Origin of the sequence: Methylobacterium sp. SyP6R (genome assembly GCF_019216885.1) — a bacterium.
In the GTDB taxonomy this organism is placed as follows: Bacteria; Pseudomonadota; Alphaproteobacteria; order Rhizobiales; family Beijerinckiaceae; genus Methylobacterium.
On record NZ_JAAQRC020000001.1, the window covers coordinates 3,394,893 to 3,418,612 of the forward strand.

A 23,720-nucleotide genomic window follows, 5' to 3' on the forward strand; every position below is an offset into this window, starting at 1 on the left:
GGCCGCTCGTGATGGCCGCGGCTTCGAGGAGAGGACCATGGCTCCCAGGCGCAGGACCGGGCGGAAGGCGGGCGCGGCAGCGACCCTCGCGGTGCTGCTGGCGGCGCAATCCGGCCTGCCGGGGGCGCGGGCCGAGGGCGTCGCCGCGGTGCCGGGGCCGGTCGCGGGCGTGACCGCGACGCCGCCTCCGGCGATCACCACGATCCCGGACGCGGCAAAGCCCAGCCCGGAGGTCCCCAGGTCTGAGATCCCCAGGTCGGAAGTCACGAAGCCGGAGGTCCCGACGCCCTCGGCGGACGGCAAGGCCGGCGATGCGGCAAAGCCCGCTTCCGCCTCGGCCGAACCCACCTCCGTTCCGCCGGAGGCCGCTCCGGTCCAGCCCGCCGCCCTGCCCGGCACGGCGGCGCCGGCACCCGCGGATGCGGGCCCCGCTCCGACGGAGGCCGCGGCGCCCGCCCTGCCCCCGCCCGCCCCCGGCGATCCCGTCGCCGAGGTGGTGGCGGCGCGCCTCGCCGACCCGAATTTCAGCCTGATCCGCCGCCTCAACACGAAGCAGCGCGAGGCGATGCAGGCCTTCTACGCCCTCGGCGCGTTCAAGTCGGTCTGGCTCACCGACACTGGCTGGTCCGACGCCGCCAAGGCGGTGATCGCTCGGCTCCAGGCGGCCGGCGAGGACGGGCTCGATCCTCTCGCCTATCCGATCCCGCTCCTCGATCCGCCCCACGCCACGCCGGCCGACCGGGCCGAGGCCGACCTGAAGCTCTCGGCGGCCGCCGTGCTCTATGCCCGCGACGCCCGCGGCGGGCGCCTCGACCCGGCGCGCCTGTCGCGCTTCATCACCCCCAAGCTCGACTTGGCCAGCGCCGACGCCGTGCTGACCCGCCTGACCCCGGCGGGCGCGAATGCCGGCGCCCTGCTCCAGGCCTACAATCCGGGCCAGCCCGGCTACCTCGCCCTCAAGGCGAAGCTCGCCTCGTTGCGCGCCCAGCAGCCGAACCGTGCCGTGCCAATGGTGCGCCTGCCCAAGGGCCCGGCGCTGAAGACCGGCATGCGCGACGCCCGGGTGCCGCTGATCCGGGCCCGGTTCGGGATCGGTGGTGCGCAGGACGCCACGGCTTACGACGAAGGCGTGGCGACGGCGGTGGCGAGCTTCCAGCGCCAGCGCGGCATGAAGGCCAGCGGCGTCCTCGATCCGGCGACCGTGGCGGCTTTGGCCGGCCCGGCGCCGGACAGGCAGGAAGCCGATCTCCTCGCCAACATGGAGCGCTGGCGCTGGCTGCCGGCCGATCTCGGCCGCACCCACGTCTTCGTCAACATCCCCGAATTCAAGGTGCGGGTCATCCGCGACGGCCGCGTCCTCGACGAGGCCCGCACGATCGTCGGCAAGCCCGATTCGCCGACCCCGATCTTCTCCGGCGAGATGACCTACGCGGTGGTCAACCCGTCCTGGACGGTGCCGCCCTCGATCCTGAAGAGCCAGTTCCTGCCGGGGCTGGCCCGCGACCCCAACTACGCCGCCCGCCTCGGCTACCAGGTGGTCAAGCGCGGCAACGGCATCGCCATCCGGCAGCCGCCGGGCGAGCGCAACGCGCTCGGCTTCATCAAGTTCATGTTCCCCAACGACCACGCGGTCTACCTGCACGACACGCCGAACCGCAGCCTGTTCTCCCGCTCCGAGCGGGCGCTGAGCCACGGCTGCGTGCGCGTCGACGATCCGTTCCGCTTCGCGCAGGTGGTGCTCGGGCCGCGCTGGCCGACCGAGCGGCTGAAAGGCCTGATCGGCAAGGGCGAGCGCACCGTGATGCTGCCGGAAAAAATCCCGGTCCACCTCGCCTACTTCACCCTGGAGGCCGACGCGAACGGAACCCTGCGCAGCCTGCCCGACCTCTACGGCGTCAATGCCCGGGTGAAGGTGGCGCTCGGCCTCTCGAACGAGGCGCTGCCGCCCGAGGCCGGCCACAAGCCGAAGGTCGCCGGCCCGAAGCCCACCACAGTCAAGCCCACCACGGCCCCCGGCGCCGCGCCGCGGCCGAGCCGCGACCTCGCCCAGCATCAATCGCCCACGCACCGTCCGGCCCCGCGCCGTCCGGTCGCCACCGCGACCGAGGCCGAGGAACCGGCGGCGGTGCAGCCGGCGCCGGACTATTTCGGCGAGACCGGGGCGATCCGGCGTGGGTGGTGGTGACGGAGCGGGCGGGCCCGTGCCCGCCCGCTCCGTCCGTGTAGGATACAGGTTCGTCAGGGGAACTTTCGAGACGAGAAGAACGCGGGTTTCCCGTCTCCCCGCGGGCGGCAGGGCTGTCCGGAGAAGCTAGGAGGCACGGTCCGTTCTCCTGCAGCGCGTGGTCGTGATCGGTGTCGCGGTTTGTCTTGGTACGAGCAGGTCTGTGACCTCGGTCCAGGTTTGAGGCTCGAACAAGCCCTGCCGCCGCAGGTCGACGAAGCGCAAGGATCGGCACCCGCGGGACAGTGGCGGCGCAGCTGGATCCGGCCCGTGCCCATGCCCAGGCGCGAATCACCCTTGCTGGCCAGGGCGACCGCGTGGTCGGCCAGCAGCGTGAAGCCGTCGCCCTCCCGCTTCGGCTTGGGCGGCAGGGGGCGGCGGGTCCGCACGCGCAGGCGCATGTTGGTGTTGGGCCGGGTGGCCGGCCAGGCCGCCGAAGGTCTCGGTGAACACCGCCAGCGGCCGGCGCTGGTTGGCATCCGGGAGGGTCGAGCGGCGCAGCGGCCCGGTGCCGAGTTGGCGATGGGCCGCCGCGTGAGCGTTCCGGGCCACCTCCAGGATCCGCAGGCTGGCGGCCGGGCTGAGCTGGCGAAGATCGGCGCCAGCAAGCGGTCTCAGGAGGAAAAGCGCTTGTCGTAGGCGTCGGCGCCGTGGCGCGCGACGCCCTCGGCGATCTGCTGGCGATCGAATCCTCCCAGCAGCTGAACGAAGCGGATATCGCTGGCGTGCATGTCCTGCCCGGATGCTCGTGTCTCGACAACCGGACGGCTCCCGGAGCACCTCCGGCGTGGCAGGGCATAGCACCTACCCGAGAATTTTCCCCGGACAGCCCTGCGCAGAGGGGAGAGGGTTCGGACGGTGCGGCCTTCAGTAAGGTCGGCGCTTCACGCCGAGCGCGCCAGCTCCTCTGCATCCCGCCCGACGACGTCGGCCAGGCTCCGAATCCCCTCCGCCTCCATCCGGCGTACCAGCCCGGCCTTGATCTCCTCGACCAGGCCCGGGCCGGCATAGACCAGCGCCGAATAGAGCTGCACCAGGCTCGCGCCGGCCCGGATCTTGGTCCAGGCGGCCTCCGCCGAATCGACCCCGCCGACGCCGATCAGCGGCAGCGCGGCCCCGACCCGCAGGAAGGTTTCGGCGAGCAGGCGGGTCGAGGGCGAGAAGAGCGGTCGGCCGGACAGGCCGCCGGTCTCTCCCTTCGCCGCCGCCGCGAGGCTCGCCGGCCGGGCCACGGTGGTGTTGGAGACGACGAGCGCGTCGACGCCGCGGCGGCGTGCCGTGGCGGTGATCGCGTCGAGGCCGTCGAGGCCGATATCCGGGGCGATCTTGAGGAGGATGGCCGTTCCCGCCCCGGATTCGTCGCGGGCCGCGACCACCCGGGCGAGCAGGTCGTCGAGGAAGGCCTCCCCCTGGAGATCGCGCAGGCCCGGCGTGTTGGGCGAGGAGACGTTGACGGTGACGAAGTCGACGAGCCCCGCGAGCCCCCGCGTGCAGGCGACGTAGTCGGCGATGCGGTCGGCCGCCTCCTTGTTCGCCCCGATATTGACCCCGACGATCCCCGGCCGGCCGCGGCGGGCCTCGAGGCGGGCGCGCACCACCGCCAGCCCCTCGCTGTTGAGGCCGAACCGGTTGATCACCGCCCCGTCCTCCGGCAGCCGGAAGACCCGCGGGCGCGGGTTGCCCGGCTGGGCCCGGGGCACCACGCCGCCGACCTCGACGAAGCCGAATCCGAGCCCGAGCAGCGCGTCCGGCGCCCGCGCACCCTTGTCGAATCCCGCCGCCAGCCCGACCGGGTTGGGGAAGCGGCGCGACATAACGGTTACGCAGAGACGGGGGTCGTCGACTGGCGGGCGCCGCAGGGGAAGGCGCGCGAGAGCCCCCAGGGTCAGGTTGTGGGCGGTCTCGGCATCGAGGGCCTGCAACACGGGGCGAACGAGCGGAAATACGGCCGAGAGCACGATCAACCCCTTATGATATCTGGAAAAACATGCACGCCATCCGGCCCGGCCGGCAGTTTTGCGACGTGCCGGACGGCGGAGAGCGGCAACGGGCCGTAGAGATGCGGAAACAGGGCGCCGCCGCGGGACGGCTCGTAGCGCAGGGCTTCCCCCAGCGCCTCCGCGTCGATCGCGATCAGGAGAAGATTGTCCTGTCCCGCGAAGTGCTTGGCGGCCGTCTCGGGGGCCTGCGCGGCGGTCGAGAAGTGGATGAAGCCGTCCGCCAGATCGACCGCCGCGCCGTCGAACCGGCCGGCCGCCTCGGCGTCGCGCCACAGGGCGGCGGGGCATATCTTGTAGATGAGGGTCATGGACGCCGCGAGCCTCCTCGGCGGGGTGGGGGCGAGCGATAGCCGCCCCGGGACGGGCCGGCAACGCCCGTTGCCTTTCGGTGAGGGTTCGGTAGTTTACATTTGTTAGTTCAGTGGTGAACACCGCCCCGCGTCAGGCCAGGTCTCCCATGCTGTCCCACGAGCGAATCTGGTCCGCGATCGATCACCTCGCCGAGCGCAACAACCTGACCGCCTCGGGCCTCGCCAAGCGGGCCGGGCTCGACGCGACGAGCTTCAACCGCTCGAAGCGGGTGAGCCCGGATGGGCGCAAGCGCTGGCCCTCGACGGAATCGGTCGCCAAGATCCTGGCGGCCACCGGTGCCACCCTCGACGATTTCCTGTGCCTGATCGAGCCGCGGAGCGCGGATGCCCGCATCGCGGTGCCGCTGATCGGCAGCGAGGCCGCGGCGGGCCATATCGGCGCCAACGGCCTGCCGGGCAATGGCAGCGTCGTCGAGGAAGTGGTCCTGCCGGGCCTCGGACCGGAACGCTGCTTTGCCATCGAGGTGCGCAACGGCGTCCTCGCCCCCCTCTACCGGGACGGCGACGTCCTGGTGGTCTCCCCCACCGCGGCGATCCGCAAGGGCGACCGGGTGGTGACGTGCCTGGACGGCGGCGACATCCTGGTCGCCGAATTGAAGCGGCGCACCGCCCGGGCCGCCGAACTCGGCGCGCCGGTCCTCGGCGAGCCGGACCGGATCGTCCCGATCTCCGAGATTACCTGGATGGCCCGGGTGATGTGGGTGCGGCACTGACCCGAACTAGTCCGCGGCCGCCCTCTGGTCGCGCCACCGGGTCAGCAGGGCGCGGAGCGCGGCCGGCTTGAGCGGCTTGCTCAGGACCTGGACCCGCTGGGCGCCCGCCGCGTCGCGGACGTCCGGCGAGCGGTCGGCGGTGAGGAGCACCGCCGGGATGTCGGCGGCGAGCGCCGCCCGCAATCCGGCGATCAGGTCGAGGCCGGTGCCCTGGTCGAGGTGGTAATCGGCCACGATCACGTCCGGGCGTAAACGGCCGCCGAGCACCAGGGCCAGGGCTTCGCTGAGCGAGCCGGCGGTGTGCAGGGTGCAGCCCCAGCTGCCGACGAGAACCCGCATCCCGTCGACGATCGCCGGCTCGTTGTCGACTGCCAGCACCGTCAATCCGGCGAGCGGCACGGTGGCCGGGCGCGGCGCTTCGCCCTGCGCCTCGACCACCGGCCGCATGGGGGCGCCCGGCACGGCGACGCAGAAGGCCGAGCCGCGGCCCGGCCGCGAGGCGAGGCTCACCGGATGGTCGAGGAGCCGCGCGGTCCGATCGACGATCGATAGGCCGAGTCCGAGGCCGCGGGCCACCCGCGCGCCCTGGTCGAGGCGCTGGAACTCGCGGAAGACCAGCTTCTGCTGTGCCGCCGGGATGCCGAGCCCGGTATCCAGCACCATCAGCGCCACCCGGTCGCCGCGACGCCGCGCCCCGACGAGCACGCGCCCTTGCGGCGTGTACTTGATGGCGTTCGAGACCAGGTTGTGCAGGAGCCGGCGCAGCAATTGCCGGTCCGAGCGCAGGGCCAGGGACGACGGCATCACGGTGAGCCTCAAGCCCTTCTCCTGCGCCATCGGGCCGAATTCGCGCTGGACCTGGCGGAAGAGTTCCGAGACCCGCACGATCGACAGCTGGGGTTGGAGCGCCCCGGTATCGAGGCGCGAGATCTCGAGAAGCGCGGTCAGGATCTCCTCGACGGCGTCGAGGGAGGCATCGACGTTCTCGGCCAGCGTCGGGTCGGTGCACCGGTCACGCTCGACGAGCGCGCTGGCATAGAGCCGGGCGGCATTGAGCGGCTGGAGGATGTCGTGGCTGGCCGCCGCCAGGAAGCGGGTCTTCGAGGCGTTGGCCCCTTCGGCCTCGGCCTTGGCGCGGGTCAGCGCGGCGTTGAGGCGGGTCAGCTCCTCGGTGCGCTCGCGCACCCGGGTCTCCAGTTCCTCGTTGAGGCGGGTGCGGGCCTCCTCGGCAGCGACCATGTCGGTCACGTCCGTATAGGTCGCGACCACGCCGCCATTGGGCAGGAGATTGGCGCGGATCTCGATCACCCGGCCGCTCGGATGCAAGCGCAGGCGCTGCGGTCCGGATTCGAGCCGGAAGGCGGCGATGCGCTCCCGTACCAGCGTGTCGGCGTCCCGGGCCCCGTAGGCTCCCCGCCCGGCATTGAAGCGGACGATGGCCTCGAGATCGATGCCGGTCTGGATCATGTCGGGCGGCAGGTCGTAGAGGTCGGCGAAGGCCCGGTTCCAGACGATCAGCTTCATGTCGCGGTCGAAGACCGTGATGCCCTGCTTGGCATGATCGAGGCCGTGCTGGAGGATGTCGCGGCTGTACTGGAACGCCGCCGAGGCGTCGTCGAGGAGCTTGAGCGCCGCCTTCGGCGAGACGTTGCGGCGGCGCAGGAGCAGCGACAGGGCGAGCCGGGCCGAGGAGGCGCCGATCGCCGAGGCGAGCAGATGCTCGGCGTGGCGCAGTTCCGGCAGGCCCGCCACCGCGTCGTCGCGCAGGGGACCGCGGCCCTGTCCTTGCGCGAAGTCCTCGAAGGCCCGTATCGCCCGTTCCTCGCCGAGGAAGCGGGCCACGGTCGCGCGCAGTTCGCCCAGGGTGACGGCGCTGCGGAACAGCCGGAAGCTCGGCGCGCCCAGGCCGGCCTGATGCCCGAAAGCCTCGGCCTGCAGGCGCTCGATCGCGCTCGGCCCGCGCAGGAGCGAGAAGCCGAGATAGGCCAAGGTGTTGAGGCCGAGGCTCCACAGCGTTCCGTGGACGAGGCGGGGAAAGTCGTCGACGCCCATCAGGGCGGTCGGGCTCAAGAAGCCGATGCCGAACGGCCCGTCGGCGATGAGCGAGGCACCCCAGCCGTCCCCGGTGACGAGGCTCGGCAGCAGGAGCGTGTAGAGCCAGACCGCGAAGCCGACCGTGAGCCCCGCGGCGGCGCCCAGGCCCGTGCCGCGGCCCCAGTAGAGCGCGCCGACGAAGGCCGGGCCGATCTGAGCCACCGCCGCGAAGGACAGAAGCCCGATCGAGGCGAGCGCCACCTCGCCGGCGACCCGCGAATAGGCGTAGGCCACCAGCACCACCGCGACGATCGCGATGCGGCGCACCACCAGCACGTAGCCGCCGAGATCCGGGGAAGCGGGTTCGGGGGAGGGGGCCCCCGCCACCAGGTTGCGCCGGCGGAGCGCCACCGGGATGACGAGGTGGTTCGAGATCATGATGGCGACCGCGACCGATTCGACGATCACCATCGCGGTCGCCGCCGACAGGCCGCCGATGAAGGCGACGAGCGCGATGCCGTCGGCCCGCTCGTGCAGGGGCAGCGCCAGCACGGTCATGTCGCGCTGCACCGTGCCCTCCGGGAAGAGGGCGAGGCCGGCGAGCGCCAGCGGCACCACGAACAGGTTGATGAGAACGAGGTAGAGCGGGAAGGTCCAGGCCGCCCGCCCGACATCGGCGACCGCACGGTTCTCCACCACCGCCATGTGGAACTGGCGCGGCAGCAGCAGCACGGCGGCGGCCGAGAGCAGGGTCTGCACGATCAGGGTGGCGGGGCCCGAGGTCTGCCCGGCGAGCGTTCCAAGGCCGTGCACCGCACTCGAGGATGCCGGTAGGTCGCGCAGCATCCAGCCCACCACGAAGCCGCCAACGGTGAGGAAGGCGAGCAGCTTGACGAGGGATTCGAGCGCCACCGCGAGCGTCAGCCCGTCCTGGTGCTCGGTGGCGTCGGCATGACGGGTGCCGAAGGCGACCGCGAAGCCCGCCAGCACCAGGGCCACGAACAGGCCGAGATCCCCCAGCATGCCGGCCGGCGCCCCGACCCCGTCGGTGGCGGTGAGGAAGACCTGGAGCGAGGCCGCCACCGCCCGCAATTGCAAGGCGATATAGGGCACCGCCCCCACCACGGCGATCAGGCAGACCAGGGCGGCGATGCGCTCGCTCTTGCCGTAGCGGGCGGCGATGAAATCGGCGATCGAGGTCGAGTTCTGGGCCTTGGCGATCCGCACCACCCGGGCGACCAGCCGATGCCCGAGGCCAACCACCAGGATCGGGCCGACATAGATGGTGAGGAAGTCGAGACCGGCATGGCTGGCGAGGCCGACCGAGCCGAAGAAGGTCCAGGAGGTGCAGTAGACCGCGAGCGACAGGGCGTAGATCGTCGGCCGCACCCGCGCGTCGCGCATCAGCGTCCGCCCGGCCACGTCGCCCCAATGGGCCACCGCGAACAGGGCGCAAATGTAGACGAGGGCCGCCAGTACCACCGTCCAGCCCGCGATCATCGCAATCGGCCCATCTCCGGCCCGGGGAACCGGGCGTTGCACATGGTCGGGGCTTTAGAGCATGTGGGGGGCGCAATCACGCCCCCGGGTGTCGCGTCAGCCGTGGCAGGTGCAGCCGGCGTGGTCGCAGCCGGCATGGTGGGGATGGCCCTCGGCGCATTCCTCGCAGCAGAAGGCCTTGCCGTCGCGGGACACGGCCTTCGCCGCGGGCACCACGCAGACGCAATCCTCGCAGGCGCACTTGACGGTTTCGGTGGTCGGGCTGGTCATGGTTCCGGTTCCTCGTCGTGGGTGTGGTGGCCGTGCTCGTGCGGCTCGGTGAGGTGGGCGAGCATGTTGCGCAACACGTCGCGCACGTGATCGTCGTCGATCGCGTAGGCGACGTGCCGGCCGTGGCGCACCGCGCGCAGGATGCGGGCGGTGCGCAGCAGGCGCAGGTGATGCGAGGTCAGCGATTGCGAGAGTCCGAGTGCCTCGCCGATCTCGCCGACCGTGCAGGCCCTCTCCAGGCAGGCGAGTACGATGCGCAGGCGGTTCGGCTCGCCCAGGAGCCGGAACACCTCCGCCACATCCCTGACCTGCCCGGGCGACAGGGGCTGCACGCCGACCCACTCCTCAACACATGAGCACATATTCATGTGTTACTGACGCAAGGAGAGTTGTCAAGTCGCGACTGCTCGTCGAGGGGGCCCGACGGCCCGGCATCGAACCGTAGCCGTACATAGGATTAAAAACCTATTCTCGATCGAGACGGATCCGGGCGGTCCTGCGCCCGAGGTCCCGGACGCGATCGACCCCGCGGTGCCGACGGCACCGCGGGGTCGATGAGCGCAAAACGATGAGGGCCGCGTCGTGCGCGGCGAGATGCCGGTCCTGATCAGGCCGCCGCGCGGCCGCGCATCAGATCCGCGCCGTTGCCGATCACCCGGGTGTAGAGCGAGGAATAGCCGTCGGCGGCCTTGTCCCAGCCGAACTCCCGGGCCATGGCGCTGCGGCGCATCGCGCCGAGGCGGCGCTTCGATGCGAAGGCGTCGAAGGCGCGGCGGATCGCGCCGCTCAGGCCCTTGAGCGAGGATTCACCGAACAGGAAGCCGGTGACGCCGTCCTCGACGGTGTCGGCGAGGCCCCCGGTGCGGTGGACGATCGGCAGGGAGCCGTAGCGCTGGGCGTACATCTGGGCGAGACCGCAGGGCTCGAAGCGCGACGGCATCAGCAGGAAGTCGCTGCCGGCAAACATGCGGTGGGCGTCGGTCTCCTCGAAGCCGACCCGTACCCCGACCGAGCCGGGATGGCGCCGGGCGAGGTCGAGGAAGGCGGCCTCGAAGCGCGGCTCGCCCTGGCCGGTCACCACGAGCTGGCCGCCCTCGGCGACGATCGACTCGGCTGCCGCGAGGGTCAGGTCGACGCCCTTCTGGTGCACGAGGCGCGAGACGATGGCGAAGAGGGGCCCGCGCGAGACGCCGAGGCCGAAGCGGGTGCGGACCGCATCGGCATTCGCGCGCTTGCCCTTCCAGTCGTCCGGCTCGAACCGGGTCGCGAGGAGAGGATCGGTGCGGGGATCCCACGATTCGTCGATGCCGTTGAGGATGCCGGCGAGCCGCCCCTGATGGGCGCGGGTCCGCAGCAGGCCGTCGAGGCCGCAGCCGAATTCCGGGGTGGTGATCTCGTGGGCGTAGGTCTCGCTCACGGTGGTGACGTGCGACGAATAGAACAGGCCCGCCTTGAGGAAGGACAGCTTGCCGTAGAACTCGACCCCGTCGATGTGGAAGGCGCTCTCCGGCACGCCGAGGCGACCGAGATTCTCCCAGGGGAACAGACCCTGATAGGCGAGGTTGTGGATGGTGAGCACCGTCGGCGTGCGCAAGCCTCGCCAGGCCAGGTAGGCCGGCGCCAGGGCCGTCTGCCAGTCGTTGAGATGCAGGAGGTCGGCACGCCACTCGGGATCGACGCCTTGCGCCAGTTCGGCAGCGGCGAGGCTGAGGCGGCCGAAGCGCAGGTCGTTGTCGGGGAAGTCGACGCCCTGGTCGCCGTAGGGCGAGCCGTCTCGCTCGTAGAGGCCGGAATTGAGGATGACGTAGACGGGCAGGCCGTCGCCGGTCTCGATCAGGCCGAGATCGCAGGGCGGCATCTCGGCGCTGCCGGCGAGATGGGCCACCACGGTGATCTCGGGGTGCCGGTCGACGACCTGGCGATAGCCCGGGATCAGGATGCGAACGTCGTAATGCTGGCGCAGAGCCCGGGGCAGGGAGGCCGCGACCTCGCCGAGGCCGCCGGTCTTGACGAAATCCGCCATTTCCGGCGTGGCGTAGAGGATCCGCGGCTTGAGCGAGCCGCGCAAACCCTCGACGGTTCCCCGCGGGGAGCCGCCAGACGGCAGAGCCGGCGCCTGCGAAGCCGACCGTGCCGACGCCGGAAATGTCATGAAAGAGCCCCCACGCCGCGAGCCGGACGGATCAAGAGCGGACGATACCGCGGCGTACTGCCACGACAACGCGCTACTCCCGCCCAGGTTCCAGTGCACTGCACAATATCATGGCGGCGCCGGGCGGCAAGAAAAATTTACGTAGATCGGAAGAAAGAAATCCCGATTCTCGCCGGTCCGCAAAGCTGTGCCGCGTGGAGCGCAGAGCTTAGGCGGGTAAAGGTCGGATCAGCCGCTGCCCCCCGGAGCGCACCGGACGAGCACCAGCGCCTCGTCTCCCGCGAGTGCGAAATGCCCGTCCTGCGGGCCCTCGCCGCGCCGGCCGCCGGCGCTCGACAGCAGCACCTCCCAGCCCGATCCGGGCGGCACCTCGGTCGTGCAAGCTTCGTGCCCGAAATTGAGCGCGACCCGGATCACCGCGTCGCCGTGCAGGCGCTCGTAGACGAGGACGCTTTCCGAGACCGACACCGCCCGGTAGGCGCCGATGCCGAGGGCCGGATGGTCGCGCCGGAGAGCGATCAGGCGGCGGTGCAGGGTCAGGATCGAGGTCGCGTCGTCGCGCAAGGTCTCGACGTTGCGGGTCCGGGCCTGCGGGTCGAGGGGCAGCCACGGCTCGACGGTGGAGAAGCCGGCCTGCGGCCCGGGCTCCCATTGCATCGGCGTGCGCTCCGGGTCGCGGCCGCGGCCGGGCTCGTTGTGCTCCCAGGGGTCGCGCACGCGCTCGGGGGGAATCGGCACGCGGCCGAGGCCGATCTCGTCGCCGTAATACAGCGTCGGCGTGCCCCTCAGGGTCAGGAGCAGCACCGCCGCCACCCGGGCCTGCGCGTCGCCGACCCGCGCGGCGATGCGCGGCTGGTCGTGGTTGCCGAGCACCCAGTTCGGCCATCCGCCCTCGGGCAGGGCCGCCTCGTACTCGGCGATGAGCCGCGCCACGTCGCCGGCATGCCAGGGCGTCTGGATCAGCTGGAAGTTGAACGGCAGGTGCGCGCCGGAGAGATCGACGCCGTAATAGGCGACCAATCGCTCGAGCGGCAGGTAAATCTCGCCGATCAGCACCCGGGCGTCGTATTCTTCCAGCACCGTTCGCATCTCGGCGATGACTTGCATCACCTCGGGCTGGTCGGCGGAGTGGATCTGGAGCAGGCTGTTGATCTCGGGCTCACCCGGCCGATAGTCCGGATTGACCGGATTGTCGCGAAGCGCCTCGTCCTTCATCAGGTGCCAGATCACGTCGACCCGGAACCCGTCGACGCCGCGGTCGAGCCAGAAGCGCAGCACGTCCATCATCGCGGCGCGCACCTGCGGGTTGCGCCAGTTCAGGTCCGGCTGCTCGCGCAGGAAGGCGTGATAGTAGTATTGCCCGGTCGCGGGATCGAGGGTCCAGGCCGGCCCGCCGAAATTGCTGATCCAGTTGTTCGGCGGACCGCCGTCGGCCGCGGGATCGCGCCAGATGTACCAGTCGCGCTTGGCGCTGCCGCGCGACGCGCGGCTCTCGCGGAACCACGGATGCTCCTGGGAGGTGTGGTTCGGCACGAAATCCATGATCACCCGCAGGCGGCGGCGATGCGCCTCGGCCACCAGGGCGTCGAAATCCGCGAGCGTGCCGAAGAGGGGATCGATGTCGCAGTAATCGGAGACGTCGTAGCCGTAATCGGCCATCGGCGATCGGCAGACCGGCGACAGCCATACCGCATCGACCCCGAGCCAGGCCAGGTAGTCGAGCCGCGCGGTGATTCCCTTGAGGTCGCCGACGCCGTCGCCGTTCGTGTCCTGGAACGAGCGCGGATAGACCTGGTAGACGATTCCCGCCTTCCACCACAGCTCGCCGGCCAGCAGGGTTGCGGGCTTCGGGTCCTCGGTCATACGGGGCTCCTGCGCGTGCGGGGCTTTCGGGAGACGCCGCATTGGGCGCGATCGAGTTTTGTACGGGGGGTTGAGCGGCCGGGCGGCCGCCTTTATAGGGGCGCCCGCGGCGCGGGTTCCCCACGGGGAAGCCGTCCCGCCGCATCCGGTTCCCGCGCGCCCGCGCGCGGAGAACGAGCGTGGCACACCTGCATCACCGGTGGCCGCGACACCATCATGACGTCGCCGGCGTGGCGAGAGGATTGAGCCTCGTCCGTGCCGGGAGGTCCCGCGGCCGATTCGCCGGAAGAGCGACGTCCTGCCGCCGGAAGGTCAGACTCCGGAAGGTCGGACCCTGGCGCAACCCTGCCCTAACGGTTAGCCATTCCCCAAGGGCATTGCTTAATCCTAAGGTCCGGCCTGCGGGCGACCCCGAAAGCGTTCACACTCGCTTCAGGCCGCTCCGCCAAAATCAAGTCTCGTTTCCGTGAGACGTGTCGGGATAGCAACACGGCGTCAGTCATACGCTCAAGCTCGTCCCGGCGTCTCGACATCGCCGTTCCACAGCCACACGATGCTGCCGTGGCCGAAGGTTTGCTGCACGGCACGCGACACGAGATCGCGCTGCAGCAACACGAGACCTGCGGCAGGGAAGGGGGTTTCCAAGGTGCTGAACGAAGTTCATCTGTCCGGTCGCCAGCGCGACGAGGCTTCGCGCGAGGCGCAGGCCGCCGAAGCGACGCGCTCCTGGATACCGCTCGCCGCGCCCGCCGCGCCGGCGGGCGACGAGGTCACGGTGATGCGCACCGCAATCCTGGCCAAGCTCGCCTATGCCCTGGGCAAGACGCCCGCGACGGCGCGCGACCGCGACTGGTTCGTCGCCACGGCTCTGGCCCTGCGCGACCGGGCGGTCGCCGCCAGTGCCATCTCGGCCGGGATCGTGCCCCCGAAGCGCGTGCATTACCTCTCCCTCGAATTCCTGATCGGCCGCCTGCTCTCCGACGCGATGGGCAATCTCGGCGTTGCCGAGACCGTGCGGGCGGCGCTCGCGGGCCTCGACGTCGATCTCGACGCGGTGGCGGGTGCCGAGCCTGATGCGGCGCTCGGCAATGGCGGCCTGGGGCGGCTGGCCGCATGCTTCATGGAGAGCATGGCGAGCCTGGCGATTCCCGCCTACGGCTACGGCATCCGCTACGATCACGGCCTGTTTCGGCAGGTGATCGAGGACGGGGTGCAGCGCGAGGTGCCGGAGACCTGGCTGTCCGAAGGCAACCCCTGGGAGTTCGAGCGGGCGGAGGCCGCCTGCGATGTCGGCTTCGGCGGCGACGTCGCCATGAGCGTCCAGCCCGACGGCACGCTGCGCCGGGTCTGGCGCCCGGCCGAGACCGTGCGCGCCGTGCCCTACGACACCCCGGTGATCGGCCGTGGCGCCAAGCACGTCAACGCCTTGCGCCTGTGGGCCGCCCGCGCGCCGGAGGCGATCGACCTCGCCCGCTTCAATGCCGGCGACCATGTCGGGGCGGTCGCCGAGCGCGCCCGGGCCGAGGCGATCTCGCGGGTGCTCTATCCGAGCGACGGCACGCCGGCCGGCCAGGAACTGCGCCTGCGCCAGGAGTTCTTCTTCACCTCGGCCTCGCTCCAGGACCTGGTGCGCCGTCACGTCGTCGAGCGCGGCGACTTGCGCTCGCTGCCCGACCACGCGGCGATCCAGCTCAACGACACCCACCCGGCCATCGCCGTGCCGGAGCTGATGCGCCTCCTCGTCGACGTGCACGGCATGGCCTGGGAGGATGCCTGGCACGTCACCACCCAGACGCTGGGCTACACCAACCACACCCTGATGCCGGAGGCCCTGGAGACCTGGCCGGTGGAGCTGATGGAGCGGCTGCTGCCGCGCCACATGCAGATCATCTACCTGATCAACTGGATGCACCTCGAGGAGGTGGCGAAGCACGGCAGCTCGCCCGAGCACCTCGCCGAGGTCTCGCTGATCGACGAGAGCCACGGCAAGCGCGTCCGCATGGGCCATCTCGCCTTCCTGGGCGCGCGCCGGGTCAACGGCGTCTCGGCGCTCCACACCGAGCTGATGCGCCAGACGGTGTTCGCGCCGCTCCACGCCCTCGACACCGACAAGATCGTCAACAAGACCAACGGCATCACCTTCCGGCGCTGGCTCCACAACGCCAATCCGGGGCTCACCGCGCTCGCCGTCGAGGCGGTCGGTGCGAAGGTTCTCGACGATCCGCGCCACCTCGAAGGGCTCGCCGCCTTCGCCGACGATGCCGCCTTCCAGGCGCGCTACGCGGCGGTGCGCCGGGAGCGCAAGGAGGCGCTCGCCCGCGTGGTCGAGGAGCGCGCCGGCATCACCCTCGATCCCGACGCCCTGTTCGACGTCCAGATCAAGCGCATCCACGAGTACAAGCGCCAGCTCCTCAACATCCTGGAGACGGTCGCGCTCTACCAGGCGATCAAGGCCGAGCCGCACCGGGACTGGACGCCCCGGGTCAAGCTCTTCGCCGGCAAGGCGGCGCCGAGCTACCATCAGGCCAAGCTGATCATCCGGCTCGCCAGCGACGTCGCCAAGCGCGTCAATGCCGATCCGGACGTGGCCGGGCGGCTGACCGTGGCCTTCGTGCCGAACTACTCGGTGAGCCTCGCCGAATCGATCATCCCGGCCGCCGACCTCTCGGAGCAGATCTCGACCGCCGGCCTGGAGGCCTCGGGCACCGGCAACATGAAGCTGGCGCTCAACGGCGCGCTGACCATCGGCACGCTCGACGGCGCCAATATCGAGATCAAGGACCATGTCGGTCCCGACAACATCTTCATCTTCGGCCTCGACGCCGCCGGCGTCCAGCGCACGCAGAGCCAGCCGGGCTACGCCGGACGGGCCATCGCGGCCTCGCCCCGCCTGCGGGCTGCCCTCGACATAATCGCCGCGGGCGGGTTCTCGCCGGGCGAGCCGGGCCGCTTCCGCCCGCTCGTCGACGAACTGACCCACGGCGACCGCTTCCTGCTCACCGCCGATTTCGACGATTACTGGCGGGCCCAGCGCGAGGTCGATGCGGCGTGGCGCAAGCCCAGGACCTGGTGGAAGTCGGCGATCCTCAACACGGCGCGGACCGCGTGGTTCTCGTCGGACCGGACCATGCGGGAATACGCCGAGGAGATCTGGCGGGTGCGGGTGGGCTGAAGCAGCCTGACCTGAGATGAACGCAAGAAGCCCCGCGGCGGGAGCCGCGGGGCTTCTTTGCGACCGTCCGGGCGAGCCGCAAAACCACGGCCTGCCTCGATCTTGCCCTGCCTGGAGCAAGCGCACAGTGCTGGACACGCGCCCGGCTGGGATAGGGGCATCCATGTGCCCTGCGAAGGCAACTCGGCCCCGGACTGTGTGGCGGCGGACACCGAGAGCCGACGAGGTCCACACGTGATACCGACAGCTCACGATGCACGGCCCCTTGGCGGCGATGTCGGCACAAGCTATGTACGTGATGGCGTACAGAGACCAGCCATGACCCATGTGAGCCTGACCGACTTTCGACAGAGCATCGCCGCCCATTTCGACAGGGTCGAGCGTGACCGGGAAGAGCTTGTCGTCACCCGCCAGGGTCACGAACCGCTGGTGTTGCTGCCACTCGCCGAGTTGGAGAGCCTCCGGGAGACCCTGCACCTGCTGGGCACGCCCGCCAACGCCCGGCGACTGATGCGGTCGATCGAGCAGCTCGACGCAGGTCAAACGATCGAGCGCGCGCTCATCGAACCCGATCAGCCCAAGGGGGCCGCCGGGGGATGAAGTTGACCTTCTCGGACGATGCCTGGAGCGATTATTTGTTCTGGCAGGGTGAGAACACGGCCACGCTGGAACGGATCAATGCTCTCATCAAGGAGATCAAACGCACCCCCTTCACGGGGACGGGCAAGCCCGAGCCTTTGAAGTTCAAGCTCAAGGGTTGGTGGTCGCGCCGGATCTCGGGGGAGCACCGACTCGTCTATCGCGTGAGTGGTTCCAGCTCGACCCATACCCTCGAGATCGCGCAATGTCGATGGCACTACGATGACTAGATCATTGTCCGACGATCCGATGGCCGTTTCGTCGGACGATGATCCAGGAAGCAACGGCGTCACGCCGCCGGAATATACTGATACGTCCAGGTCTCGCTCAGCGTCTCGTCCCCGCGGCGCAGGAAGAGCCGCAGTTCGACCGGCTCCGCGCCCGTGACCGCCAGGTCGAACTCGGCCCGCCAATGGCCCGGCACGTCGTCCGGCACCGCCTCGGTGCGGGCGAGGGGGAAGGCGCCGCGCGACGCGGTGAGCACCGGTTCCGGCTTCACCCCGGCGGGCAGGCGGCCGAGCGGCTCGCCCAGGAACTCGACCACGAACTTGCGCACGCCCTTCGGCCGGTCGGTGCCGGCCTGGCCGCCATTGCCCTCGCGGGTGGCGACGACGCGGGCGAGGTTGCTCGGATAGGGCTCGTCCGCGACCCAGTGCAGGCGATAGGCGAGATCGTGCGAGGACCCGGCGCGAGCGGGCGCAGCTGGCACCCACATCGCCACGACGTTGTCGTGGATCTCGTCGTCGGTGGCGTTCTCGACCAGCTGGACGCTGCCCTTGCCCCAATCACCCAGGGGCTCGACCCAGAGCGAGGGCCTGCGGTCGTAATAGACGCCGTCCTGGTAGTGGTCGAACAGGCGGTCGCGCTGCATCAGGCCGAAGCCGCGCGGGCGCTCGTCGGAGAAGGCCGAGACCATGGTGCGGGGCGGGTTGCGCAGCGGGCGCCAGATCCGCTCGCCGGTGCCGGTCCAGAGGGCGAGGCCGTCGGAATCGTGCACCTCCGGGCGCCAGTCCACGGCGGTGGGCTTGGCGGTCTCGGAGAACCAGTACATCGAGGTCAGCGGTGCCAGGCCGAAGCGGCCGACATCCTTGCGCAGGTGCAGGCTCGCCTCGATGTCCATCACCACCGACTTGGTGCGGCGCATCTTGAAGCGGTAGGCGCCGGCGGCCGAGGGCCCGTCGAGGAGCGCCAGCACCGTGACGGTGTCGGATTCCGCCGCCGGGGTCTCGAACCAGACATGGGTGAAGTCCGGGAATTCCTCCGGCCGGTCCGGCATCACGGTGTCGAGGGCAAGGCCCCTTGCCGAGAGGCCGTATTGGTAGAGTTCGCCGATCGCCCGGAAATACGAGGCGCCGAGGAAGGCGACCCAGTCGTTGCGGCGCCAGTCGAGGGGGCCGCCGCGGCGCTCCTGGAAGCGGAAGCCCGCAAAGCCCGGATTCGGCGGCAGCCGCCGGGCCGGCGAATCCGCCGGCATCTCGAAGGCGGCCGGGTCGTAGATGATCTCCCGCGCCTGATCCCCCTCGACCACGTGCATCCGCACCGGCTTCTGGAAGTAGCGGCCGAGATGGAAGAAGGTGACCGGAAAGGCGCTCGGGCCGTCGGCCCAGAGCGCGTGGTCAGGCTTGAATTTCAGCTTGCCGTGGGCGTCGTAGTCGATCGCCTGAAGCACGTCGCGGTCGGGGATGGCGGGCGCCGCGTAGGGCCGGCCGGCCATCTCCCGCGCCCGCGCCTTGAGGGCGTCGAAGCTGAAGACCTCCGGTTTCCCGAGAGGCAGCTCGGCGCTCAAAACTTGAGGGCCGGAACCGAGCAGGAGCGCGGCGCCGGCAAGCAGCGTGCGGCGGTCGATCATCGGCGGGCCCTTAGCGGATCGGCTCGATGCTGGTGGCCCGTTGCCACAGCTGGACCATGATGTAGAGGGCCAGCAGGCTGAACAGCCCCATCAGCACGTGGCCGACGGTGTCGCCGAGCTCGAAGATGCCGGCGAGCGCCCAGCCCGCCGCGATCGCCACCGCGAAGACCTCGACGCCGACCAGCACCATGATGCTGAGGATGGTGAGGAGGCTGCGGGGCTTGAGGGATCGTGATGCGGGCACGCGGCCTGACCCTTGGTTGATGTGTGGCGGGGCGACGGGCGAGCGAAGCGCCTATCGTTTCATGGCTCCGGGGACTAGCCTGAACCGCAGGCACCGCGCAACCGCGCGGGACCCGCCTCGCCAACTCGTCACGTCGCCGTAAACCCAGAGTCATCCGAAGCCCCGATGCCCGAGACCCCCGTCTTCTCCCGCGCCGCCTGTGCGGCTCCCCACCACCTCGCGGCCGAGGCCGGACGGGCGATCCTCCAGGAGGGCGGCAACGCCGTCGAGGCGATGCTCGCCATGGCGGCGACCATCGCGGTGGTCTATCCGCACATGAACGGGCTTGGCGGCGACGGCTTCTGGCTGATCCGCGGCCCGAACGGCGTGGTGCGGGCGATCGAGGCCTGCGGGCCGGCCGGCAGCCTCGCGACGATCCGGCGCTACCGCGACAAGGACTACGAGACGATCCCCGAGCGGGGGCCCGACGCGGCCCTGACGGTCGCCGGCGCGGTCGGCGGCTGGGCGCTCGCCCGCGGGATCGCCCGCGACCTCGGCGGACGCCTGCCCCTCGACCTGCTGCTCTCAGATGCCGTCCGGCACGCCCGCGAGGGGGTGGCGGTGTCTCCCTCCGAGGCGCGCTACGTGCCGAAGGAACTCGACACGCTCCACGACCAGCCGGGCTTCAAGGAAACCTTCCTGATCGACGGCCAGATCCCGAAGGCCGGGACCCTGCGCAAGCTGCCGGCGCTCGCCGCCACCCTCGACCAGCTCGGCCATGCCGGGCTGGAGGATTTTTATCGCGGCGATATCGGCCGCGAGATCGCCGCCGACCTGGAACGGGCCGGCAGCCCGGTCATCCGCACCGACATCGAGCGCTACCGGGCGGTGTCGCGGGCGCCGCTGTTGCTCAAGCTGTCGGGCGGGACGGTCTACAATTGCCCGCCGCCGAGCCAGGGCCTCGCCGCACTCCTGATCCTCGGTCTCTACGAGCGTCTGGGCACCATCCGCCCCGAGACGGCGGCGCATTATCACGGCCTGATCGAGGCGACGAAGCGGGCCTTCCGGATCCGCGACGCGGTGGTGACCGATTACGACCGCCTGCGCCACGACCCCGCGAGTTTCCTGGCGCCGGAGCGGCTGGCGGCGGAGGCCGCGGCGATCCGCATGGACCGGGCCTCGCCTTATCCGGTCCGCCCGGTCGGCGACGGCGACACGGTGTGGATGGGGGCGATCGACCAGAACGGCGTCGCGGTGTCCTACATCCAGTCGGTCTACTGGGAGTTCGGCTCGGGCGTCGTCCTGCCGCGCACCGGCCTCACCTGGCAGAATCGCGGCGTCGCTTTCTCCCTCGATCCGCAGGCGGTCAATCCGCTGGAGCCGGGACGGCGGCCGTTCCACACCCTCAACCCGGCCATGGCCGTGCTGGCCGACGGGCGGGTGCTCTCCTACGGCAGCATGGGTGGCGACGGGCAGCCGCAATTCCAGGCTCAGGTCTTCACCCGCTATGCAACGTATGGGATGGGCGTCGCCGAGGCGGTGGATGCCCCGCGCTTCCTGTTCGGCCGCACCTGGGGCGCCAACTCGATGACCGTGAAGGTCGAGGACCGGTTCGACTCCGCCTGCATCGCGGCCTTGTCGCGGATGGGGCACGAGGTCGAGGAGCTGGGCGGCTCGTACATCGACTCGCTGGGCCATGCCGGCCTCTTGGTGCGCCATCCCGGCAACGGGCGGATCGAGGCGACGCATGATCCGCGGTCGGATGGGGGAGCGGCGGGTTTGTGAGCTACCGAGCCCGACCGGTCACAGCTTCGGCGGACCGTCGTCCTGCCGATGACGCCGGATCAGAACGGGTAGGCGGTGATGAGCCGTCCAACGGAATCCGACGGAAGGACTTGCCACACGGATGTCACGCGCCCGGTCAGACCTGTCGGCGACTCGATCGGCCCTCCGAATAGGAAGCGCACGTCGTAGATGGTGACTTTTGGTGGTTGGGAGACACTGCTCGGCAGTGTCGGATGCGCCAGAAGCGCTGCTGCCAGCAGGTTGGGCTCAAACGGATCAAAACCGCAGTTGATGAAATATCGAGCTTTCGGCCCACCATTCGGATGGGACAATTTCGGAAGGTAACCAGATATCTTGAGGGTATCGATTGCGAATCTAATGGGTGGCACTGGGTGCAAGGTCTGCACGCGTTGCCCCCGGTATCAGCTCCAGCTTCGCCAGCTCGACGGTCGCGAGGACCGGGATCGGATGGCCGTTCTCTGAAAATCTCTGATTCTCGGACTCGACCAGATACGCTGCACCGTCGCCGAGAATCGATAGCACCGTCCCGCACGAACCTTCGCGAATGGTTTCTGCCTTATCGCCTTTCACATTCGTGCGAACCACGACTTGGTCGAGTTCGTGGATGGACGCGGATGCGACCGGAAGCCAGGTATAGGCGAGGTGCATTGTCACGGCGCCGCCCACAGGATTTGAGGACCATCAGGCGTGGGGGTCGTCCGCACGTCGCGTCACGGGCAAGAGGCACGCGCGCCATCATCTGCCAGGATTGTCGAACCCAATCGTCGTCACGGGTTCCCCAAGTGTATCCCCAACATGCGGAGGGCCCGGCACCTCCCGGCGCCAAGCCCTCCGCTCTCCTCCATCAGCCCGCCTCAGCGCGGCGCGCGCTTGGCCAGGATCCGCTGCAACGTCCGCCGGTGCATGTTCAACCGGCGCGCCGTCTCCGAGACGTTGCGGCCGCACAGCTCGTAGACCCGCTGGATGTGCTCCCAGCGCACCCGGTCGGCCGACATCGGGTTCTCGGGCGGGTCGGCCCGCTCGCCGGGCTCGGCCATCAGGGTGCCGTGGATCTCGTCGGCGTCGGCGGGCTTTGCCAGGTAGTCGAAGGCGCCGAGCTTCACCGCGGTGACGGCGGTGGCGATGTTGCCGTAACCGGTGAGGATCACGCCGCGGGCCTCCGGCCGGCGCTCCTTCAGCCGGGCGATCACGTCGAGGCCGTTGCCGTCGCCGAGCCGCATGTCGATGACGGCGAAGGCCGGCGGCTTCGCGTCCACCGCCGAAACGCCCTCGGCCACGCTCTCCGCGACGTGGACCTGGTAGCCGCGGGCCTCCATGGCCCGGGCGAGGCGGGTCGAGAACGGCTTGTCGTCGTCCACGATCAGCAGGCTGCGGTCGGCATGGTTGAGGAGGGCGTCGCCCTCCGGGATGGTGCCGGCCGGGGCCTCCGGGCTTAACGTTCCGTATTGCGTCATCCGGCGACGCTCCTTGCGAAGTTCAATCAGTCTATTGAGAGAACTATATAGGAACGTCGCGAGCCTGCGTCAGGGGTGCGGCATCCCCCGTACCCGTGTTTCGACCGCCTTTGGCCTCCCTCTCGAAAACGTGACGAGGCCAGGCGATCCGCACCACCGCGCCGGTCGAGGGATCGACCGCGTTGGCGAGGGTCAGCTGCGCGCCGGAGCGCTCGATGAGCGTCTTGGCGATGAAGAGGCCGAGGCCGAGGCCGGTGCCGCCCTCCTGGGCGGCACTGCGGGTGCTGACATAGGGCTCGCCGACCCGCAGCAGCACGTCGGGGGCGAAACCCGGCCCGTCGTCGCGGATCTCCAGCGAGACCCGGTCCGGGCTCCAGCGCGCCTCGATCGCCACGCAGCTTTCCGCGAAGTCGACCGCGTTGTCGACGATATTGGCGAGCCCGAACATCACGCCCGGGTTGCGCCGGCAGGCCGGCTCCGGCCCGTCGCCCTTCGTCGTCACGTCGAGCACGATGCCGAGCGCGCGCTGCGGCGCCACCAGTTCCTCGACGAGGTGGCTCAAGGAAATGGTCTCGATGAAGCCGCCCTGGTCGGCATCGAGGGATGTGAGCTTGGCGAGGATGCCGCGGCAGCGCTCGACCTGGTCGCGCAGCAGCGCCAGGTCCTCGGCGACGCTCGGGGAGGCCGTCGGCCCGAGCTGCCGGTCGAGTTCCTTGGCCACCACCGTGATGGTGGCGAGCGGCGTGCCGAGCTCGTGGGCGGCCGCCGCCGCCAGCCCGTCGAGCTGCGACAGGTGCTGCTCGCGGGCGAGCACCAGCTCGGTGGCGGCCAGCGCCTGGGCGAGCTGGCGCGCCTCCTCGGCGACGCGCCAAGCGTAAACTCCCGTAAAGGCGGTTCCGAGCAGGATCGCGGTCCAGACGCCCGACACGTACAGGAACGGCAGTTCGAGCGTCTCTCCGGCGAACCACGGCAGCGGCCGGTAGACCAGGGCGAGGAGCGTCGAGAGGCCGACCGCCAGGAGCCCAAGCGCCAGGGTCCGGGCCGGGGGCAGGGCGGTGGCGGAGATCAGCACGGGGGCGAGGAACAGCAGGGCGAAGGGGTTCTGGAGGCCGCCGGTGAGGAAGAGGAGGGCGGCGAGCTGGATGATGTCGAAGGCGAGCAGCAGCACCGCGGCGTCGTCGCTGAGCCGGTGACTGGCCGGGTAGCGGATCCGCAGGGTGAGGTTGAGCCAGGACGAGGCCGCGATGACGAGGAAGCACCAGCCGAAGGGCAGGGGCAGGCCGAGCCCGAGATGGGCGCCGGCCACCGCCGCGCCCTGGCCCGCCACCGCGAGCCAGCGAAGCCGCACCAGGGTGTCGAGGCGCAGGTGGCGGGCATCGCGCACCAGATCGGTCTGCAAGGTTTCGAACATGCTCGAAACCATAGTGCGCGCCCGCCCGCCGGCCAGGGC

20 protein-coding genes are annotated in these 23,720 nt (G+C 70.4%); 6 read left to right on the plus strand and 14 right to left on the minus strand.

What is annotated here, in order from left to right:
* Window positions 1-37 precede the first annotated feature (37 nt).
* On the plus strand, window positions 38-2,185 hold the full coding sequence (locus HBB12_RS15735) for a L,D-transpeptidase family protein (RefSeq protein ID WP_236990213.1): 2,148 nt from the start codon (window positions 38-40) through the stop codon (window positions 2,183-2,185).
* 653 nt (window positions 2,186-2,838) lie between these two features.
* Here HBB12_RS15735 and HBB12_RS15740 read toward each other — a convergent pair.
* The 3 genes from HBB12_RS15740 to HBB12_RS15750 form a co-directional block, all read right to left on the minus strand.
* The gene (locus HBB12_RS15740; protein WP_236990214.1) at window positions 2,839-2,955 is read right to left on the minus strand and encodes a DUF4372 domain-containing protein; all 117 of its coding nucleotides are present in this window, start codon (window positions 2,953-2,955) and stop codon (window positions 2,839-2,841) included.
* A 153-nt stretch (window positions 2,956-3,108) separates the two neighbouring features.
* On the minus strand, window positions 3,109-4,182 hold the full coding sequence (locus HBB12_RS15745) for a quinone-dependent dihydroorotate dehydrogenase (RefSeq protein WP_236990215.1): 1,074 nt from the start codon (window positions 4,180-4,182) through the stop codon (window positions 3,109-3,111).
* A gap of 2 nt (window positions 4,183-4,184) precedes the next feature.
* Window positions 4,185-4,532, minus strand: a complete 348-nt coding sequence (locus HBB12_RS15750; RefSeq protein ID WP_236990216.1) for a DUF952 domain-containing protein — start codon at window positions 4,530-4,532, stop codon at window positions 4,185-4,187.
* A gap of 149 nt (window positions 4,533-4,681) precedes the next feature.
* On the opposite strand from HBB12_RS15750, the gene HBB12_RS15755 reads away from it, so the two are divergent.
* Window positions 4,682-5,308 (plus strand): S24 family peptidase, encoded by a 627-nt coding sequence (locus tag HBB12_RS15755; protein ID WP_236990217.1) that lies wholly within the window; start codon window positions 4,682-4,684, stop codon window positions 5,306-5,308.
* A 6-nt stretch (window positions 5,309-5,314) separates the two neighbouring features.
* On the opposite strand, the gene HBB12_RS15760 is transcribed toward HBB12_RS15755, so the two are convergent.
* The 5 genes from HBB12_RS15760 to HBB12_RS15780 form a co-directional block, all read right to left on the minus strand.
* Window positions 5,315-8,842 carry a PAS domain-containing hybrid sensor histidine kinase/response regulator gene (locus HBB12_RS15760; protein WP_236990218.1) on the minus strand — a complete coding sequence of 1,176 codons (3,528 nt, stop codon included), beginning with the start codon at window positions 8,840-8,842 and terminating at the stop codon, window positions 5,315-5,317.
* Window positions 8,843-8,938: 96 nt separating this feature from the next.
* The gene (locus HBB12_RS15765) at window positions 8,939-9,112 is read right to left on the minus strand and encodes a metallothionein (protein WP_236990219.1); all 174 of its coding nucleotides are present in this window, start codon (window positions 9,110-9,112) and stop codon (window positions 8,939-8,941) included.
* On the minus strand, window positions 9,109-9,444 hold the full coding sequence (locus HBB12_RS15770) for an ArsR/SmtB family transcription factor (protein WP_236990220.1): 336 nt from the start codon (window positions 9,442-9,444) through the stop codon (window positions 9,109-9,111). Before HBB12_RS15770 ends, HBB12_RS15765 begins: the two co-directional genes overlap by 4 nt.
* 275 nt (window positions 9,445-9,719) lie before the next feature.
* Window positions 9,720-11,264, minus strand: coding sequence for a glycogen synthase GlgA (glgA, locus tag HBB12_RS15775; RefSeq protein WP_272913274.1), 1,545 nt, complete (start codon window positions 11,262-11,264; stop codon window positions 9,720-9,722).
* 228 nt (window positions 11,265-11,492) lie between these two features.
* On the minus strand, window positions 11,493-13,127 hold the full coding sequence (locus HBB12_RS15780; RefSeq protein WP_442919276.1) for an alpha-amylase family glycosyl hydrolase: 1,635 nt from the start codon (window positions 13,125-13,127) through the stop codon (window positions 11,493-11,495).
* A 646-nt stretch (window positions 13,128-13,773) separates the two neighbouring features.
* Between HBB12_RS15780 and HBB12_RS15785 the strand changes: the two genes are divergently transcribed.
* From HBB12_RS15785 to HBB12_RS15795, 3 genes are all read left to right on the plus strand, one after another.
* Window positions 13,774-16,299: a glycogen/starch/alpha-glucan phosphorylase gene (locus tag HBB12_RS15785; protein ID WP_236990221.1), complete on the plus strand. Its 2,526-nt coding sequence runs from the start codon at window positions 13,774-13,776 to the stop codon at window positions 16,297-16,299.
* A 318-nt stretch (window positions 16,300-16,617) separates the two neighbouring features.
* Complete coding sequence (locus HBB12_RS15790; protein ID WP_236990222.1) at window positions 16,618-16,899, plus strand: type II toxin-antitoxin system Phd/YefM family antitoxin; 282 nt, start codon at window positions 16,618-16,620, stop codon at window positions 16,897-16,899.
* A complete protein-coding gene (locus tag HBB12_RS15795; protein WP_236990223.1) occupies window positions 16,896-17,168 on the plus strand; it encodes a Txe/YoeB family addiction module toxin in 273 nt (90 codons plus the stop codon). The genes HBB12_RS15790 and HBB12_RS15795 overlap by 4 nt, the downstream gene beginning before the upstream one ends.
* Before the next feature lie 59 nt (window positions 17,169-17,227).
* Here HBB12_RS15795 and HBB12_RS15800 read toward each other — a convergent pair whose 3' ends face one another.
* A complete protein-coding gene (locus HBB12_RS15800; RefSeq protein WP_236990224.1) occupies window positions 17,228-18,787 on the minus strand; it encodes an OpgD/OpgG family glucan biosynthesis protein in 1,560 nt (519 codons plus the stop codon).
* A 10-nt stretch (window positions 18,788-18,797) separates the two neighbouring features.
* On the minus strand, window positions 18,798-18,977 hold the full coding sequence (locus HBB12_RS15805; protein ID WP_203158940.1) for a hypothetical protein: 180 nt from the start codon (window positions 18,975-18,977) through the stop codon (window positions 18,798-18,800).
* A gap of 219 nt (window positions 18,978-19,196) precedes the next feature.
* On the opposite strand from HBB12_RS15805, the gene HBB12_RS15810 reads away from it, so the two are divergent.
* Window positions 19,197-20,795 (plus strand): gamma-glutamyltransferase family protein, encoded by a 1,599-nt coding sequence (locus tag HBB12_RS15810; RefSeq protein ID WP_236990225.1) that lies wholly within the window; start codon window positions 19,197-19,199, stop codon window positions 20,793-20,795.
* 59 nt (window positions 20,796-20,854) lie between these two features.
* Here HBB12_RS15810 and HBB12_RS34510 read toward each other — a convergent pair whose 3' ends face one another.
* From HBB12_RS34510 to HBB12_RS15825, 4 genes are all read right to left on the minus strand, one after another.
* On the minus strand, window positions 20,855-21,202 hold the full coding sequence (locus tag HBB12_RS34510; RefSeq protein WP_442919277.1) for a DUF6883 domain-containing protein: 348 nt from the start codon (window positions 21,200-21,202) through the stop codon (window positions 20,855-20,857).
* The gene (locus HBB12_RS15815) at window positions 21,171-21,470 is read right to left on the minus strand and encodes a hypothetical protein (RefSeq protein ID WP_236990226.1); all 300 of its coding nucleotides are present in this window, start codon (window positions 21,468-21,470) and stop codon (window positions 21,171-21,173) included. The genes HBB12_RS34510 and HBB12_RS15815 overlap by 32 nt, the downstream gene beginning before the upstream one ends.
* Window positions 21,471-21,670: 200 nt before the next feature.
* Complete coding sequence (locus tag HBB12_RS15820; RefSeq protein ID WP_236990227.1) at window positions 21,671-22,270, minus strand: ActR/PrrA/RegA family redox response regulator transcription factor; 600 nt, start codon at window positions 22,268-22,270, stop codon at window positions 21,671-21,673.
* A 43-nt stretch (window positions 22,271-22,313) separates the two neighbouring features.
* Window positions 22,314-23,681, minus strand: a complete 1,368-nt coding sequence (locus tag HBB12_RS15825; protein ID WP_236990228.1) for an ActS/PrrB/RegB family redox-sensitive histidine kinase — start codon at window positions 23,679-23,681, stop codon at window positions 22,314-22,316.
* Window positions 23,682-23,720: the final 39 nt, after the last annotated feature.

Coding starts and splice junctions, on each gene's coding strand:
- HBB12_RS15755 (WP_236990217.1), top strand. CDS start 4,682: ATGCTGTCCCACGAGCGAATCTGGTCCGCGATCGATCACCTCGCCGAG.
- HBB12_RS15760 (WP_236990218.1), bottom strand. CDS start 8,842: ATGATCGCGGGCTGGACGGTGGTACTGGCGGCCCTCGTCTACATTTGC.
- HBB12_RS15825 (WP_236990228.1), bottom strand. CDS start 23,681: ATGTTCGAAACCTTGCAGACCGATCTGGTGCGCGATGCCCGCCACCTG.
- HBB12_RS15780 (WP_442919276.1), bottom strand. CDS start 13,127: ATGACCGAGGACCCGAAGCCCGCAACCCTGCTGGCCGGCGAGCTGTGG.
- HBB12_RS15740 (WP_236990214.1), bottom strand. CDS start 2,955: ATGCACGCCAGCGATATCCGCTTCGTTCAGCTGCTGGGAGGATTCGAT.
- HBB12_RS15795 (WP_236990223.1), top strand. CDS start 16,896: ATGAAGTTGACCTTCTCGGACGATGCCTGGAGCGATTATTTGTTCTGG.
- glgA (WP_272913274.1), bottom strand. CDS start 11,264: ATGACATTTCCGGCGTCGGCACGGTCGGCTTCGCAGGCGCCGGCTCTG.
- HBB12_RS15765 (WP_236990219.1), bottom strand. CDS start 9,112: ATGACCAGCCCGACCACCGAAACCGTCAAGTGCGCCTGCGAGGATTGC.
- HBB12_RS15750 (WP_236990216.1), bottom strand. CDS start 4,532: ATGACCCTCATCTACAAGATATGCCCCGCCGCCCTGTGGCGCGACGCC.
- HBB12_RS15810 (WP_236990225.1), top strand. CDS start 19,197: ATGCCCGAGACCCCCGTCTTCTCCCGCGCCGCCTGTGCGGCTCCCCAC.
- HBB12_RS15800 (WP_236990224.1), bottom strand. CDS start 18,787: ATGATCGACCGCCGCACGCTGCTTGCCGGCGCCGCGCTCCTGCTCGGT.
- HBB12_RS15805 (WP_203158940.1), bottom strand. CDS start 18,977: ATGGTGCTGGTCGGCGTCGAGGTCTTCGCGGTGGCGATCGCGGCGGGC.
- HBB12_RS15820 (WP_236990227.1), bottom strand. CDS start 22,270: ATGACGCAATACGGAACGTTAAGCCCGGAGGCCCCGGCCGGCACCATC.
- HBB12_RS15735 (WP_236990213.1), top strand. CDS start 38: ATGGCTCCCAGGCGCAGGACCGGGCGGAAGGCGGGCGCGGCAGCGACC.
- HBB12_RS15790 (WP_236990222.1), top strand. CDS start 16,618: ATGACCCATGTGAGCCTGACCGACTTTCGACAGAGCATCGCCGCCCAT.